Genomic DNA, 15,618 nt, shown 5'->3' with positions numbered 1-15,618 from the left:
TTTATAACCATGTCATTAGACGTGTGTTCTTAGAATACCAAAATGCTAGATCAAGGTATGAAGGGCGTACGGTGGATGCCTTGGCACTAGGAGCCGATGAAGGACGCGACGAACAGCGATATGCTTCGGGGAGCAGTAAGTATGCTTTGATCCGAGGATTTCCGAATGGGGGAACCCACCATCCGTAATGGGATGGGACATGTTACATGAATACATAGTGTAGCGTGAGGCAGACCCGGGGAACTGAAACATCTAAGTACCCGGAGGAAGAGAAAGCAAATGCGATTCCCTGAGTAGCGGCGAGCGAAACGGGAACAGCCCAAACCGGAGAGCATGCTCTCCGGGGTTGTAGGACACTCTATACGGAGTCAAAAAGGAAGACAGTAGGTGAACGACCTGGAAAGGTCGGCCGAAGAAGGTGACAGCCCTGTAGCTGAAACTGTTTTCCCTCCAGAGTGGATCCTGAGTACGGCGGGACACGTGAAACCCCGTCGGAATCCGGGAGGACCATCTCCCAAGGCTAAATACTCCCTAGTGACCGATAGTGAACCAGTACCGTGAGGGAAAGGTGAAAAGCACCCCGGAAGGGGAGTGAAATAGATCCTGAAACCGTATGCCTACAAGTAGTCAGAGCCCGTTAATGGGTGATGGCGTGCCTTTTGTAGAATGAACCGGCGAGTTACGATAGCGCGCGAGGTTAAGCTGATGAGGCGGAGCCGTAGCGAAAGCGAGTCTGAATAGGGCGCCATAGTGCGTTGTCGTAGACCCGAAACCAGGTGATCTACCCATGTCCAGGATGAAGGTCAGGTAACACTGACTGGAGGTCCGAACCCACGCACGTTGAAAAGTGCGGGGATGAGGTGTGGGTAGCGGTGAAATGCCAATCGAACCTGGAGATAGCTGGTTCTCCCCGAAATAGCTTTAGGGCTAGCCTCGAGGTTGAGAGTTCCGGAGGTAGAGCACTGATTGGACTAGGGGCCCCCACAGGGTTACCGAATTCAGTTAAACTCCGAATGCCGGCAACTTATACTCGGGAGTCAGACTGCGAGTGATAAGATCCGTAGTCAAGAGGGAAACAGCCCAGACCGCCAGCTAAGGTCCCAAAGTGTATGTTAAGTGGAAAAGGATGTGGCGCTGCCTAGACAGCTAGGATGTTGGCTTAGAAGCAGCCACCATTCAAAGAGTGCGTAATAGCTCACTAGTCGAGTGGCGCCGCGCCGAAAATGTAACGGGGCTAAACATACCACCGAAGCTGCGGATTCCGTAAGGAATGGTAGGGGAGCGTTCCAAACCGCTGTGAAGCTGTACCGTAAGGAGCAGTGGAGCGTTTGGAAGTGAGAATGCCGGTGTGAGTAGCGAAAAGAGGGGTGAGAATCCCCTCCGTCGAAAGCCCAAGGTTTCCTGAGGAAGGCTCGTCCGCTCAGGGTTAGTCTGGACCTAAGCCGAGGCCGAAAGGCGTAGGCGATGGATAACAGGTTGATATTCCTGTACCACCGATCCACCGTTTGAACAATGGGGGGACGCAGGAGGATAGTGACGCATGCGGATGGAAGTGCATGTGTAAGTTTCGAGACCGTCTGATTGGCAAATCCGTCAGGCATCAAAGTCGAGGAACGATGCGGAGTCCCGTAGGGACGAAGGTCACGATTTCACACTGCCAAGAAAAGCCTCTAGTGAGGTGGAAGGTGCCAGTACCGTAAACCGACACAGGTAGGCGGGATGAGAATTCTAAGACGCGCGGGATAACTCTCGTTAAGGAACTCGGCAAAATGGTCCCGTAACTTCGGGAGAAGGGACGCTCTACATTAAGTAGAGCCGCAGTGAATAGGCCCAAACGACTGTTTAGCAAAAACACAGGTCTCTGCTAAATCGCAAGATGACGTATAGGGGCTGACGCCTGCCCGGTGCTGGAAGGTTAAGGGGATGGGTTAGCGCAAGCGAAGCTTTGAACCGAAGCCCCAGTAAACGGCGGCCGTAACTATAACGGTCCTAAGGTAGCGAAATTCCTTGTCGGGTAAGTTCCGACCCGCACGAAAGGCGTAACGATTTGGGCACTGTCTCAACGAGAGACCCGGTGAAATCATAGTACCTGTGAAGATGCAGGTTACCCGCGACAGGACGGAAAGACCCCATGGAGCTTTACTACAGCCTGATATTGAGGCTTTGTGCATGATGTACAGGATAGGCGGGAGACGTCGAGACCGGAGCGCCAGCTTCGGAGGAGTCACCCTTGGGATACCGCCCTTCATGCATAGAGTCTCTAACTCGCAGCCGTCATCCGGCTGGAGGACCGTGTCAGGCGGGTAGTTTGACTGGGGCGGTCGCCTCCTAAACAGTAACGGAGGCGCCCAAAGGTTCCCTCAGAATGGTTGGAAATCATTCGTAGAGCGCAAAGGCAGAAGGGAGCTTGACTGCGAGACCTACAAGTCGAGCAGGGACGAAAGTCGGGCTTAGTGATCCGGTGGTTCCGCATGGAAGGGCCATCGCTCAACGGATAAAAGCTACCCTGGGGATAACAGGCTGATCTCCCCCAAGAGTCCACATCGACGGGGAGGTTTGGCACCTCGATGTCGGCTCATCGCATCCTGGGGCTGGAGTAGGTCCCAAGGGTTGGGCTGTTCGCCCATTAAAGCGGTACGCGAGCTGGGTTCAGAACGTCGTGAGACAGTTCGGTCCCTATCCGTCGTGGGCGCAGGAAATTTGAGGAGAGCTGTCCTTAGTACGAGAGGACCGGGATGGACGCACCGCTGGTGTACCAGTTGTTCCGCCAGGAGCATCGCTGGGTAGCTACGTGCGGACGGGATAAATGCTGAAAGCATCTAAGCATGAAGCCCCCTCCAAGATGAGATTTCCCTTTGAGTAATCAAGAAAGACCCCTCAGAGACGATGAGGTAGATAGGTCACGGGTGGAAGCATGGCGACATGCGGAGCTGAGTGATACTAATCGGTCGAGGCCTTGTTCTAGCAGATGATCTTGTTGATGACTTCAGTTTTGAGGGCGCGAGCCTTTCAAAAAAAGTGCTTGACGTTATGGAAACATAATGTTAAGATAATAGATGTCTGGTGGCGATAGCCAAGTGGTCACACCCGTTCCCATGCCGAACACGGAAGTTAAGCACTTGAACGCCGAAAGTAGTTGGGGGCTTCCCCCTGTGAGGATAGGACGCTGCCAGGCGATCGTTCCGCAATAGCTCAGTGGTAGAGCAACCGGCTGTTAACCGGTAGGTCGTAGGTTCAAATCCTACTTGCGGAGCCATTATATTACTTCTTCACCACATGCAATGGAGAGCTGTCCGAGTGGCCGAAGGAGCACGATTGGAAATCGTGTAGGCGTCACAAGCGTCTCAAGGGTTCGAATCCCTTGCTCTCCGCCATAACATTTTCAATTTCAAGATGGCCCGTTGGTCAAGCGGTTAAGACACCGCCCTTTCACGGCGGTATCACGGGTTCGATTCCCGTACGGGTCACCATTTTTATTAGCGCGGGGTGGAGCAGTCTGGTAGCTCGTTGGGCTCATAACCCAAAGGTCGTCGGTTCAAATCCGGCCCCCGCAATTACATACGGTCCTGTGGTGTAGCGGTTAACATGCCTGCCTGTCACGCAGGAGATCGCGGGTTCGAATCCCGTCAGGACCGCCATTTTTATTTACCGAAAAATTTTAGTATGGCTTTGTAGCTCAGTCGGTAGAGCAGAGGACTGAAAATCCTCGTGTCGGCGGTTCGATTCCGTCCAAAGCCACCATATGATTTTTAGATGATTTTCCCATTGTGGGGGGGTAGCGAAGTGGCTAAACGCGGCGGACTGTAAATCCGCTCCCTCGGGTTCGGCGGTTCGAATCCGCCCCCCCCCACCACTTTTAGGGGCATAGTTTAGCGGTAGAACTACGGTCTCCAAAACCGTCAGCGCGGGTTCGATTCCTGCTGCCCCTGTTCTATTATTATGGCGGTTGTGGCGAAGTGGTTAACGCACCGGATTGTGATTCCGGCATTCGTGGGTTCAATTCCCATCAGTCGCCCTTTTATTATTGGGCTGTGGCCAAGTGGTAAGGCACTGGATTTTGATTCCAGCATGCGAAGGTTCGATCCCTTCCAGCCCAGCTTTTGTGCGGAAGTAGTTCAGTGGTAGAATACGACCTTGCCAAGGTCGGGGTCGCGGGTTCGAATCCCGTCTTCCGCTCCAATGAGTGGCGCCATAGCCAAGTGGTAAGGCAGAGGACTGCAACTCCTCTATCGTCAGTTCGATTCTGACTGGCGCCTCCAATTCCTAATTTAATGTTTATGCAAGAGATTGTGCCGGTGTGGCGGAACTGGTAGACGCGCACGACTCAAAATCGTGTTCCTTTGGAGTGTCGGTTCGATTCCGACCACCGGTATCTTGCGGGTGTAGTTTAGTGGTAAAACCTCAGCCTTCCAAGCTGATGATGAGGGTTCGATTCCCTTCACCCGCTTACCTAAAAAGAGCAACGTGTCGTTTTTAATTGACACTTTGCTCTTTTTGTTTAGCATGGAGATAAACAAGCGAAAGGAGAGATACGATGCAGTGGGAATTGTTGAAAAAAGAATTGCAGATGTATGCCAAAGAGATTGGTATTGATGAATTCCGTATTACGACAGCTGATCCTTTTTTAGTGATGAAACAGCGTCTCATTCAACAACAAGAAAAAGGGTATGCTTCTGGATTTGAAGAGCCTGATCTTGAACGGCGGACGACACCAACGCTGTTGCTGGATGATGCCGTCTCCATTATCGCAATCGCCGTCGCTTATCCAAGTAAGCTCAAAGATGCTCCGCGTGGAAAAGAAGGAGAACGGCGCGGGATTTTTGGACGTTCTTCTTGGGGACTGGACTACCATCAGGCTCTGAAGCAGCGATTGACATTGCTGGAAGAAAAAATTCAAGAGCTGAACCCGGGAGCCCGATCGCGTTCGATGGTCGATACGGGAGAACTGGTCGATCGTGCGGTCGCCGAACGAGCCGGTATTGGATTCAGCGGAAAAAACTGTTCCATCATCAGTGAAGAGCACGGTTCTTATCTATATCTCGGTGAACTGATCACGGATTGTTATCTTCCGCCGGACGAACCTGTAGAAGAACTGTGTGGTTCGTGCAATAAATGTCTCGATGCTTGTCCGACGGATGCACTGATTGAACCTGGTGTCATCGATGCAAAACGGTGTATCTCCTTCATCACACAAACGAAGACACTGATTCCTGAACACTTCCGATATGCTTTAGGAAATCGGTTATACGGTTGCGATACCTGTCAGCAAGTCTGTCCATACAACCGGAAAAAACATGCGACACAACACAGCGAACTGCAACCTGATCCGGAACAGGTCAAACCGTTACTGATTCCGTTGCTCTCCCTTAGTAATCGTGAATTTAAAACACGGTTTGGTTCATTATCGGGTGCATGGCGCGGAAAAAAACCAATTCAACGTAATGCCGTCTGTGCGCTCGTTCATTATCAAGACCGGACGGCACTCGAGGCTTTACGAGTAATGGCTGAAACCGATCAGCGAGAAGATATGCGAGCCCTTGCCATCTGGGCAATCGGTCGGATTGCCGGTCAAGAAGCGGAAGTCTATATCCAAGGGCGGCTGTTGACTGATTTAGCGGAAGATGTTCAAGTGGAAGGGAATCGTTTGCTTGAGGAATGGGGGAGCGGGCATGCCGTATAAAAAACTGACATATACGTTTGGCGAGCTGGTCATCGGGTGGGAAGAAGAGGAAGTCGTCTATCTCGATTTTGGACATGACATGAATCGTCTGAAGCAACATCTTGATGAAGCTGCTTATTATGAGGCACCGTTGCCCGGTTTTCTAGCCGACGCGCTTAACGCATATGAACAAGGACAGCCGGAAGCATTGAATACCATTCCTTGCCGGCTGGAGGTTACTGCTTTCCAGCAACGTGTCTTGGAAGCGTTAAAATTGATACCGTTCGGACAGACAGCGAGTTATGGACAACTTGCACGAATGATTGGTTCCGACAAGGCGGCACGTGCAGTCGGTGGCGCCTTGAATCGGAATCCCATCGCTTTGATTTATCCATGTCACCGGATTATTGGGACAACCGGTAAAATGACGGGTTTTGCCAGCGGCATTGCCCATAAAGAAGCGCTGCTTGCGCATGAGTTAGGAGAGAAGAATTAATATGGCTATTCACGTCGTCATGTATCAACCAGAAATTCCACAAAATACAGGTAACATTTCACGGACATGCGCAGCGACGCATTCAGTCTTACATTTAATTCGGCCACTTGGATTTTCAACGGATGATAAACAGTTGAAACGGGCAGGTCTTGATTACTGGGAGTTCGTTGATGTAAGATATCATGATTCGTTGGAAGAGTTATGGGATAAACATCCGGATGGGACGTTCTACTATATCACGAAGTATGGCGAAAAATATCCAAGCCAAGTGGATTTGTCAAACGTTGAAGAAGACTACTTTTTCGTTTTCGGACGCGAAACGAAAGGATTGCCGTTAAACGTCATCGATGAGAATCTGGATCGTTGTATCCGCCTTCCGCAATCGAATCTTGTTCGTTCGCTCAATGTCTCGAACACAGCGGCAATCATCGTTTATGAAGCACTGCGGCAACAAGGATATGCGAATCTTCTGTAAAACAACAAATCCCCCTGACCCGAATATACGGGCAGGGGGATTTGTTTTATTCGTTACCTTCAGGTTTTTTGTTGTAGCCTGCAGTGAAAATCGCTGTCAAGAAAGCGAGACTAACGCCTACCATTAAAATAAATGCCATTTTTGCTTCCCCCTTTAGTCTCAATAACCGATATAATCTATTATAGTATACTTGTTAGTGTAATTGTGTGCTACATATGAAATTTCTATGAATGGAGATTCGAAATGCGGACGAACGTCTACTTATTAAGTTATGCCCCGCTGATCAGCATCCTGCTGTTCAGTACGTCTCTTGCGATTGCTACATCAGAGCTTGCACTGACATGGTTAAATGACGTCGGGGTATACGACGAGCTACTACAAATACTTAGTGCACGTAACACGAAGTTACTCGTATGGCTCGGCTTTTTAATCATTTATTTCATGATTTTCAGTTCGCTGAAACTGATTTCAGATACGATTAATCAGCTTGGGTTTGCGTTTTTCATCAAAGAACAGGTGGGAACGACTTTGAGCATGTTACGTCCCGGCAGTATCCTCCTGTTGATCGGAGGATGCATCAGTTTTGCATTCATGACATCGTTTCCGTTGGTTTGTCTCGTACTGGCCAGTTCTTTTTTAATCTATTTTTTCTTTTACGTTTTTCAAATCAGTAAAATGACCTCATCTGCAGGAGCCATCGGATTAGTCGTATTTCTTTTTTTGGCGTGGGGCCTGTTACTGGCCGGACTGACCTGGGTCGGACTAAGTTTGTTCAATTCGCTTGGACAAGCCGTCTTGTTCCCGAAATAAGTCATCGGACGATCGAAGCCCACGTCCTGACCTGTAATGTACCGTTCGCTTCGTTCGGGAAGGCACGGGGAATATCCGCCCCAAGCCAGATTCCCCCGACGTGTTGGTTTTTTATACCGACAAACCACATGTCTTTATTTTCGTTTGTCGTACCGGTTTTGCCTCCGATATAGGCAGGGGTTGGATCATAACCCAATCGTCCTGTACCATACGTCATGACGTTGTGGAGCCCTTTGCGCAGTAACTGGTTTGTTCGACTTGACCAGATCCGGTCCGTTGTCATCGAATGCCGGTAAAGTGTGCCTTGATCCGTCGTGATGGTGCGGATCATCGAGGATGGACTATAGAGTCCGTCATTGACGAACGTCGTGTAGGCATTCGTCAATTCGAGTGGACTGACACCGTATTTCAATCCGCCCAGCGCACTGTTGTATGAATTATCTTCCTCGGTCCATTGACTGAACCGGAACGGTCGGATGGTTTTCAACCCTTCATTGAACGATACAGCAAAAGCGCGTAAGGCCGGTGTATTATAGGAGTAAGCAATCGCATCGGCAATCGTTACGCTTCCGAGAATCCGGTTGCTGCTGTTTTGCGGACAATACCCGTCAAAACAAACCGGGCTTCCGTCCAATCGGCTCGTTAATGTTTTTTTCGTCTTTTCAAGATAGGGACCATAAACAAGTAATGGTTTCAATGTTGATCCGGGTTGGCGGTAGGACTGAACCGCCCGATTGAGCTGACCCGGCACATTGGATTTATTGCCGACAAGTGCCGTCACACCGCGTGTTTCCCCGTCGATTCCGACGTAAGCGCCTTCAAGCGGTTGGGGGAGTTGTTGAATTGCTTTTTTGGCCCGAGTCTGTTCTGCGGGATCAAGATACGTCTGAATGACAGCACCGTGCTGATGTAAATACTGTTCAGCCTGTGACACGCTCAAATTTTTTGAAGCAGCTGTTTGGCGGATTGCTTCCGACACGCTGGCATCGATGTAATCGGGATACCGGATGGTCGGCTTATGAAACGAAACGTTAACGGACTGCTTCGAGACTTTGTTTGGGATGTCCTCTGTCTGTTGCAAGGCCTTTAAAATACGTTGTTGACGTTTGCTCGTATTGTTCGGAAACCGTAATGGATTGTAAAGGGACGGATTGTTTGGAATCGCAGCCAAATAACTGACTTCCGCCCAACTTAAATCTTTTGCATGTTTTCCAAGATAAGATTTCGCTGCGAGCTCAATGCCATAAATATTATTGGCAAAGTAGGCTTGATTGACATACGCTGTTAAAAGCTCTTTTTTAGAATATTTTTGTTCCAATTCCATTGCAATTAAAATTTCTTTTATTTTTCTAGTATAGGTTTTCTCTGTGGAAAGATACGTCATTCGTGCCAGTTGCTGGGTGATGGTACTTCCGCCTTGACCTTTACTGTCACCGGACTGATTTTCTGTAAACGCTCGCAAAATACCGGTGATATCATAGCCATCGTGTTGATAAAATCGTCGGTCTTCAATCGCGATGAAAGCTTGCTCGACCTTTGGTGGTAAAGCACTTGCCATCAAATCATCTCGACGTAACCCGTCATAGAGTTCAAGGCGCTCTTTTTGATACGTGACAGTAATCGGTTGATAGGAAGCAAGGGGACGATCAGTCGTCTTTTGATCTGCCCAACTGAACAAATCCTGGGCAAGATCCAACTGATTACGAACTGAAAAAAGTGTTAGTACTAAACTAAAAGCTAAAGCCAAGACTAAAGCATATCCGGTCGTGATTCTCATGAAAACTCCTTTCAAACGGCATTTCATTCCTATTATCGGTGTTTTATGGAGAAAACAGTAGAAAAATTTAAGAAATTTGTATTTTAATAAACCTATTTTGCAGGAATGTTATATTAAAAAGAGAAAAGGTGGGTATATAAGAGTATCTGTATAAATTAGAACAAACGATTGATGTAAAAAAAGAGCACAAACTGGAGGGGACGAAATGGCTAAAAAGAATGTCGTCGCGATGTTGCTTGCTGGCGGAGAAGGAAAACGTCTAGGAGCACTTACGAAACACACTGCAAAACCAGCGGTCGCGTTTGGAGGGAAATATCGGATTATCGATTTCCCGTTATCCAACTGTACGAACTCAGGAATCGACACAGTAGGAGTCTTGACGCAATACGAACCACTTGAACTAAACCGCTATCTTGGAATCGGAAGTGCCTGGGATCTTGACCGCCGTAACGGTGGATTAACGATCCTGCCACCATACCAAGCCCAAAACGGGAAAAACTGGTATGAAGGAACGGCGAATGCCATCTACCGTAATATGAGTTACATCAACCAATACGATCCAGATTATGTGCTTGTATTGTCAGGGGATCACATCTACAAGATGGATTACGAAAAAATGATCGAGGAACATCGTCAAGGGGGAGCAGACGTCACGATTTCTGTTCGAGAAGTACCTTGGGAAGAGGCACCGCGCTTCGGTATCCTGAATACGGACGAAGATCTTCGAATCAATGAATTTGAAGAAAAACCGGAAAATCCGAAATCGAACCTGGCTTCGATGGGGATTTACGTCTTTAACTGGGATATCTTGAAACGTCATTTGATTCAAGATGCCGGGGACGCAGAATCAAGCTTTGACTTCGGGAAAAATATCATTCCGAACATGTTATTTGAAAACTTAAACATTCGTGCCTACAAATTCAAGGGATATTGGAAAGACGTCGGAACAATCCAATCGCTTTGGGAAGCCAACATGGACTTACTTGCAGCGGATCCGGAGTTCGACTTGTACGAACCGTCTTGGAAAGTACATTCTGTCAATCCAAACCAACAACCACAATATATCGGGAACAATGCTTCGATTGATACTTCAATCATCAACGAAGGATGCCACATCGAAGGCGAAATCAATCATTCGGTTCTCTTTTACGGCGTTGACGTCGCAGAAGGTTCACTTGTGAAGGATTCGGTCATCTTCCCGAACGTCAAGATCGGTAAAGACGTTACGATTCACCGGGCGATTCTCGCAGACGGTGTCGTCGTAGAAGACGGGGCAACAATCGGAACACCGAACGGCGAAGTCTTCGTTATCGAAGCGAACAGTATCATTCCAAAAAACGAAGTCATCAAAGAAGCGATCCAATAAGGGGGAAGTACCGATGAAAACAGATTTATTAGGAGTCATCAATCTGAGCGGTGAAGAAGGATTCTTTAAAGAATTGACGGAACACCGCAACTTGGCTGCCGTACCATTCGCAGGTCGTTACCGACTCATCGATTTCACGTTGACGAACATGGTTCAAAATGAGATTGCGAATATCGGTGTCTTTACACTTGAAAAATACCGCGCCATGATGGATCATCTTGGATCCGGCAAAGAGTGGGACTTGGACCGGTCAAACGGCGGATTATACATCTTCCCGCCGGCTTTATCACAAGATGCCCATGAATTCCGTGGGGATCTATCAAACTTCCATTTACACCGCGACTTCTTTTTACGCAGTAAAGAGAACTATGTCGTGATTTCAGGATCAAACATTTTATCCGCTGTTGATTATCGTGATGTGTTACGTGAACATAAAGCGTCCAATGCTGATATTACAGTCGTTTATACAAAGCGCGACTTGCCTTGTAACTACTGCCGTCCGATTCGTTTCAGTGAACAAAACCGTGTGACGGCAATTGGTTCACGTGGATATGAACCATCGGATGAGACGTTCTACATGGAAACAGTTGTCCTGTCAAAAAACTTGTTCGTCCGTCTCGTTGACGAAGCAATTGGCCGCGGGGAATATGATTTGTTGCAAAGCATCATTCGTTCTCAATTAAACCGACTTCATGTCCATGGTTATGAGTACACAGGTACATCGCAAGTGATTCATTCCCTTCGTTCGTACTACCGTGAAAGCATGTTGTTACTCGAACAATGGGGAGCAATCAATGACTTCCAGCATGTCTACACGAAAATCAAGCATGAACCACCGACTCGCTACTTACCAGGATCGACAATCAAGAATTCACTTGTCGCGAACGGATGTAAGTTAGAGGGGACGGCAACGGACAGCATCCTCTTCCGTGGTGTCAAAGTCGGAAAACATGCGCGTATTAAAAACTCGATCATCATGCAAAAATCAGTCATCGAAGAAGGCGCAGTCGTTGAATACGCGATCCTTGACAAAGAGGTAACAGTGAAACGCGGACAAGTCATCCGTGGAACGGCTGAAGAACCGATTGTCATCAAGAAACAAACAATCGTTTAAAAGGGGATGTCATTATGAAGGTATGGTTTGCTGCCACAGAAGCGACACCATTCATCAAGACAGGGGGGCTAGCTGACGTCGTCGGCTCGCTCCCTTTAGCGCTTGCTGAAGAGGGTGCGGAAGTTTCGGTTATTTTACCGAACTACGGTCAAATTAAAGAACAATACAAACAGGAGATGGAATTTTTATTTGATTTCATCGTCCCGGTCGGATGGCGTCAGCAATTTGGAGCAGTCTTGCGTCTAAAACAAGACGGTGTGACGTTTTATTTCATCGACAATGAATACTACTTCAAGCGCGATGGCGTAATTTATGGTCATTATGACGATGCGGAGCGTTTTGCGTACTTCTCAAGAGCGGTCCTTGAAATGATTCAGCGTGTTGATGCAGAGGAAGTACCGGATGTTATCCATTGTCATGATTGGCAAACCGGCGTCTTACCGGCTTTCTTACGGATTCATTATCAGCATCTCAACCGTTATCAGGAAATCAAAACGGTCTTTACAATCCATAACCTGCAATATCAAGGTGTATTCCCGGAAGAAGTACTAGGTGATCTGCTTGGTCTCAGTCACGAACACTTCACAGCAGACGGAATTGCCCATAACGGACTCGTCAACTATATGAAGGCTGGTCTTGTCCATGCCAATCAAATTACGACTGTCAGCCCGTCTTACCGGGATGAAATCATGGATCCATACTATGGGGAAACACTAGAACCAGTCTTGCAACACCGTGCCGTCGACGTCCGCGGAATTTTGAACGGAATCGATTACAGACAGTTCAGTCCGGACACAGACGAATATTTAGTGGAAAACTACGATGTTCAGACTGCTGAAGCAGGCAAAGCAGCCAACAAGGCCGCCTTACAACAGGAACTTGGACTACCGGTCGATCCGGATGTTCCGTTATTTGGCTTCGTCTCGCGTCTTGTCGATCAAAAAGGAATCGATTTGCTCGCCCATATCCTGCCTGACCTGTTTGAACTCGATGCGCAGTTCATCATTCTTGGTTCAGGGGAAGCGGAGTATGAAGGATTGTTCCAACATGCGTCAACGATTCGCCCCGACAAGGTAGCTTCATACATCGGTTTTGATGTCGGACTCGCCCAACGTATTTATGCCGGCAGTGATGCGTTCTTGATGCCGTCACGTTTCGAACCATGTGGTCTCAGTCAATTGATTTCGATGAAGTACGGTTCGTTGCCTGTCGTTCGAGAAACCGGCGGCTTGCGCGATACTGTCCAACCATTTAATCAGTTCACTTTAGAGGGAAATGGCTTCTCGTTCTCGAATTATAATGCGCAAGAGTTCCTTGATGCAATCAAACGGACGATCGAGACGTATCATGATAAACCTGTATTCAAACATCTGATCGAGACAGCGATGCAAGAAGACTTTAGCTGGATTCGATCTGCTGATGAATATTTGGCGCTCTATCGTTTAATCGCACCGTCTGTTGACTAAATGGGATTACGGGAAATGGGGTTTTTAGATGTTCCAAGACAAAGAGAAGTTCAAGAAGAGGTTTAATGAACGGTTTATTTCCATGCATGGTAAAGCGCTCGATGATGCAACGGAAAATGATGTGTACCAAACGTTAGCCTATATGGTGCGGGAATATGTCACAACGGATTGGATGCGAACGAAAGAAACTTACATCCATAAAAAAAGTAAACAAGTCTATTATTTTTCACTTGAATTTTTGCTTGGTCGATTCCTCTACAATAACCTGTTGAGTCTCGATGTACTAGAAGAGGTGCGAAGCGGTCTTTCAGAACTCGGCTATGATTTGGCTGATTTGACGGAAGAAGAACCGGAACCGGGTCTTGGGAATGGAGGACTCGGTCGTTTAGCGGCCTGTTTCCTCGATTCACTCGCAGCACTCGGCTTACCGGGGCATGGAAACGGTATCCGTTATCAATATGGACTGTTTAAACAAAAAATCATCGATGGCTACCAAGTCGAACTTCCGGATAACTGGCTGAAGAACGGCAACATGTGGGAAATCCGTCGTTCAGACAAAGCGGTCGATATTCCATTCGGAGGAAACGTTTGGCTCGAGGAAGTCGAAGGCGGTAAGTATCGTGTCCATCACGAACCGGCAGAAATCGTTCGTGCTGTTCCTTATGACATGCCGATTGTCGGTTATCAGAACGGTATCGTCAATAACTTACGTCTGTGGAGTGCTGAATCACCGTATGACGACGATGAACTGTTGAGCCAACACCGCGGCAACTATAAAGACTTACTAAGCCACAAACAAGCAATTCAGACGATTTCTGAATTCTTATATCCGGATGATACGACACATGAAGGAAAAGTATTACGTCTGAAGCAGCAGTACTTCTTCGTCTCGGCAGGACTCCGAAGTATCTTGTTGTCACATAAAAAACGAAATACGTCGCTGAAGCATTTAGGAAATCAAATCGCGATCCATATCAATGATACGCATCCGGTTGTTGCGATTCCTGAATTGATGCGGATATTGATTGACGAAGAGGAATATTCATGGGAAGAATCATGGCGGATTACGAAAAGTGTCATGTCCTTTACGAACCATACATTGCTTTCAGAAGCTTTGGAACGCTGGCCGGTTGATCTGTTCCGTGATCTATTACCGCGAATTTATCTCATCGTTGAAGAAATCAACCGTCGATTCTGTAAAGATGTCCTTGATAATTATCCGCACCTGGAAGCGAACATGCGTGAAATTGCCATTATTGCGGACGGGATGATCAATATGGCAAACTTAGCGGTCGTCGGTACCCACTCGACGAACGGTGTGGCTCAAATCCATACGGAAATTCTCAAGCAACGCGAAATGCGGTTATTTTATGAGATGTTCCCACTACGCTTCAATAATAAAACGAACGGAATCACACATCGGCGCTGGTTCCTATTATCGAATCCGGCACTTGCGAATCGTGTAACGGAAGCAATCGGGGACAGTTGGATCAATCATCCGTCTGATTTACAAAAGCTGACGAAATTCGCAGAGGATACCACGCTTCAACAGGATATCCAGGCAATTAAGCTAGCGAGTAAAAAGGAATTGGCAGAGTTGATTGAGAATGAGACGGGAATCGTTGTAGATCCGCATTCGATTTTTGATGTGCAAGTCAAACGGCTTCATGCGTATAAACGACAATTACTTAACGCGCTTCATATTCATTCGTTGTACTACCGTATAAAAGAAGATCAATCGTTCCAGATGACACCACGGACCTTTATTTTCGGTGCAAAAGCGGCTCCTGGCTATCATTATGCCAAAGAAGTCATCCGTTACATCAATTCTTTAGCTAAACTGATTAACTCGGATCCGGACGTCAGTCCTTATATGAAAGTGGTGTTCCTTGAGAATTACCGTGTCTCGCTTGCAGAAAAGATTTTCCCGGCAAGTGATGTCAGTGAACAGATTTCGACAGCAAGTTATGAGGCTTCAGGAACCGGCAACATGAAATTCATGATGAACGGAGCCTTGACGGTCGGAACACTGGATGGTGCGAACATTGAGATTCGTGATGAGGTGGAGGATTCAAACATCTTCATTTTTGGACTGACCCCACAAGAAGTCATGAACTACAAAAAATATGGTGGATACAGCGCTTACGATCAATACAGTGCACAACCTGAACTTCGTCGCGTGATTGATGGACTCGTGGACGGATCGCTTTTCCCGACAGGTGAGTTCCAGGCAATTTATGATTCTCTGCTGACGTACAATGATGAATACTTGATTCTAAAAGATTTCTTATCGTACCAACAAGCGCAGGAAAGAATCGGACGTGCGTATCAGGACCCTGAAAAATGGTATAAGATGGTCATCATGAATATCGGGAAATCGGGTGTCTTCTCGAGCGACCGGACCATTAAAGAATATGCCAATGCCATATGGAACATCAAACCGGTTCAAATCTAA

Annotated in this window: 9 protein-coding genes, 14 tRNA genes and 2 rRNA genes; 24 read left to right on the top strand and 1 reads right to left on the bottom strand. The window is 47.5% G+C overall.

What is annotated here, in order from left to right:
* Positions 1-48 precede the first annotated feature (48 nt).
* From P402_RS0113250 to P402_RS0113150, 20 genes are all read left to right on the top strand, one after another.
* A 23S ribosomal RNA gene (locus P402_RS0113250) occupies positions 49-2,964 on the top strand.
* Positions 2,965-3,059: 95 nt separating this feature from the next.
* Positions 3,060-3,175 (top strand): 5S ribosomal RNA (gene rrf, locus P402_RS0113245).
* 6 nt (positions 3,176-3,181) lie between these two features.
* Positions 3,182-3,256: transfer RNA gene (locus P402_RS0113240), tRNA-Asn, on the top strand.
* A gap of 27 nt (positions 3,257-3,283) precedes the next feature.
* Positions 3,284-3,374, top strand: a tRNA-Ser gene (locus tag P402_RS0113235).
* 21 nt (positions 3,375-3,395) lie between these two features.
* Positions 3,396-3,470: transfer RNA gene (locus P402_RS0113230), tRNA-Glu, on the top strand.
* A gap of 10 nt (positions 3,471-3,480) precedes the next feature.
* Positions 3,481-3,554 (top strand) — tRNA-Met (locus P402_RS0113225).
* Positions 3,555-3,562: 8 nt separating this feature from the next.
* Positions 3,563-3,638: transfer RNA gene (locus tag P402_RS0113220), tRNA-Asp, on the top strand.
* A 27-nt stretch (positions 3,639-3,665) separates the two neighbouring features.
* Positions 3,666-3,741 (top strand) — tRNA-Phe (locus tag P402_RS0113215).
* Positions 3,742-3,769: 28 nt separating this feature from the next.
* Positions 3,770-3,853: transfer RNA gene (locus P402_RS0113210), tRNA-Tyr, on the top strand.
* Between the two features lie 5 nt (positions 3,854-3,858).
* Positions 3,859-3,929, top strand: a tRNA-Trp gene (locus tag P402_RS0113205).
* Positions 3,930-3,942: 13 nt separating this feature from the next.
* Positions 3,943-4,015: transfer RNA gene (locus P402_RS0113200), tRNA-His, on the top strand.
* A gap of 10 nt (positions 4,016-4,025) precedes the next feature.
* A tRNA-Gln gene (locus tag P402_RS0113195) sits at positions 4,026-4,097 on the top strand.
* Between the two features lie 7 nt (positions 4,098-4,104).
* A tRNA-Gly gene (locus P402_RS0113190) sits at positions 4,105-4,179 on the top strand.
* A gap of 6 nt (positions 4,180-4,185) precedes the next feature.
* Positions 4,186-4,259, top strand: a tRNA-Cys gene (locus tag P402_RS0113185).
* 32 nt (positions 4,260-4,291) lie between these two features.
* Positions 4,292-4,372, top strand: a tRNA-Leu gene (locus P402_RS0113180).
* A 4-nt stretch (positions 4,373-4,376) separates the two neighbouring features.
* A tRNA-Gly gene (locus P402_RS0113175) sits at positions 4,377-4,447 on the top strand.
* Positions 4,448-4,534: 87 nt separating this feature from the next.
* Complete coding sequence (gene queG / locus P402_RS0113170) at positions 4,535-5,680, top strand: tRNA epoxyqueuosine(34) reductase QueG (RefSeq protein WP_026829117.1); 1,146 nt, start codon at positions 4,535-4,537, stop codon at positions 5,678-5,680.
* Positions 5,670-6,155: a methylated-DNA--[protein]-cysteine S-methyltransferase gene (locus P402_RS0113165; RefSeq protein WP_026829116.1), complete on the top strand. Its 486-nt coding sequence runs from the start codon at positions 5,670-5,672 to the stop codon at positions 6,153-6,155. The genes queG and P402_RS0113165 overlap by 11 nt, the downstream gene beginning before the upstream one ends.
* Position 6,156: 1 nt before the next feature.
* Positions 6,157-6,630 carry a tRNA (uridine(34)/cytosine(34)/5-carboxymethylaminomethyluridine(34)-2'-O)-methyltransferase TrmL gene (trmL, locus tag P402_RS0113160; protein WP_026829115.1) on the top strand — a complete coding sequence of 158 codons (474 nt, stop codon included), beginning with the start codon at positions 6,157-6,159 and terminating at the stop codon, positions 6,628-6,630.
* A gap of 243 nt (positions 6,631-6,873) precedes the next feature.
* Positions 6,874-7,440: a DUF5366 family protein gene (locus P402_RS0113150; protein ID WP_026829114.1), complete on the top strand. Its 567-nt coding sequence runs from the start codon at positions 6,874-6,876 to the stop codon at positions 7,438-7,440.
* Between the two features lies 1 nt (position 7,441).
* On the opposite strand, the gene P402_RS0113145 is transcribed toward P402_RS0113150, so the two are convergent.
* A complete protein-coding gene (locus P402_RS0113145; RefSeq protein ID WP_026829113.1) occupies positions 7,442-9,217 on the bottom strand; it encodes a transglycosylase domain-containing protein in 1,776 nt (591 codons plus the stop codon).
* 205 nt (positions 9,218-9,422) lie between these two features.
* Here P402_RS0113145 and P402_RS0113140 point away from each other — a divergent pair, with 205 nt between their 5' ends.
* From P402_RS0113140 to P402_RS0113125, 4 genes are read left to right on the top strand one after another with little or no spacing between them, the layout of a single operon-like run.
* Positions 9,423-10,583 carry a glucose-1-phosphate adenylyltransferase gene (locus P402_RS0113140; protein WP_026829112.1) on the top strand — a complete coding sequence of 387 codons (1,161 nt, stop codon included), beginning with the start codon at positions 9,423-9,425 and terminating at the stop codon, positions 10,581-10,583.
* Positions 10,584-10,596: 13 nt separating this feature from the next.
* A complete protein-coding gene (glgD, locus tag P402_RS0113135) occupies positions 10,597-11,697 on the top strand; it encodes a glucose-1-phosphate adenylyltransferase subunit GlgD (RefSeq protein ID WP_026829111.1) in 1,101 nt (366 codons plus the stop codon).
* Between the two features lie 14 nt (positions 11,698-11,711).
* Positions 11,712-13,163, top strand: a complete 1,452-nt coding sequence (gene glgA, locus P402_RS0113130) for a glycogen synthase GlgA (RefSeq protein ID WP_026829110.1) — start codon at positions 11,712-11,714, stop codon at positions 13,161-13,163.
* A gap of 28 nt (positions 13,164-13,191) precedes the next feature.
* A complete protein-coding gene (locus P402_RS0113125) occupies positions 13,192-15,618 on the top strand; it encodes a glycogen/starch/alpha-glucan phosphorylase (RefSeq protein ID WP_026829109.1) in 2,427 nt (808 codons plus the stop codon).

The sequence above is a fragment of the Exiguobacterium sibiricum 7-3 genome, assembly GCF_000620865.1.
Classification (GTDB): domain Bacteria; phylum Bacillota; class Bacilli; order Exiguobacteriales; family Exiguobacteriaceae; genus Exiguobacterium_A; species Exiguobacterium_A sibiricum_A.
The sequence above is the reverse complement of the archived record's forward strand: the minus strand, read 5'-3'. Positions and strand labels throughout refer to the sequence as shown.

What these genes read in the sequence shown, in the direction of transcription:
- queG (WP_026829117.1), top strand. Translation starts at nt 4,535, where the DNA reads ATGCAGTGGGAATTGTTGAAAAAAGAATTGCAGATGTATGCCAAAGAG.
- P402_RS0113165 (WP_026829116.1), top strand. Translation starts at nt 5,670, where the DNA reads ATGCCGTATAAAAAACTGACATATACGTTTGGCGAGCTGGTCATCGGG.
- trmL (WP_026829115.1), top strand. Translation starts at nt 6,157, where the DNA reads ATGGCTATTCACGTCGTCATGTATCAACCAGAAATTCCACAAAATACA.
- P402_RS0113150 (WP_026829114.1), top strand. Translation starts at nt 6,874, where the DNA reads ATGCGGACGAACGTCTACTTATTAAGTTATGCCCCGCTGATCAGCATC.
- P402_RS0113145 (WP_026829113.1), bottom strand. Translation starts at nt 9,217, where the DNA reads ATGAGAATCACGACCGGATATGCTTTAGTCTTGGCTTTAGCTTTTAGT.
- P402_RS0113140 (WP_026829112.1), top strand. Translation starts at nt 9,423, where the DNA reads ATGGCTAAAAAGAATGTCGTCGCGATGTTGCTTGCTGGCGGAGAAGGA.
- glgD (WP_026829111.1), top strand. Translation starts at nt 10,597, where the DNA reads ATGAAAACAGATTTATTAGGAGTCATCAATCTGAGCGGTGAAGAAGGA.
- glgA (WP_026829110.1), top strand. Translation starts at nt 11,712, where the DNA reads ATGAAGGTATGGTTTGCTGCCACAGAAGCGACACCATTCATCAAGACA.
- P402_RS0113125 (WP_026829109.1), top strand. Translation starts at nt 13,192, where the DNA reads ATGTTCCAAGACAAAGAGAAGTTCAAGAAGAGGTTTAATGAACGGTTT.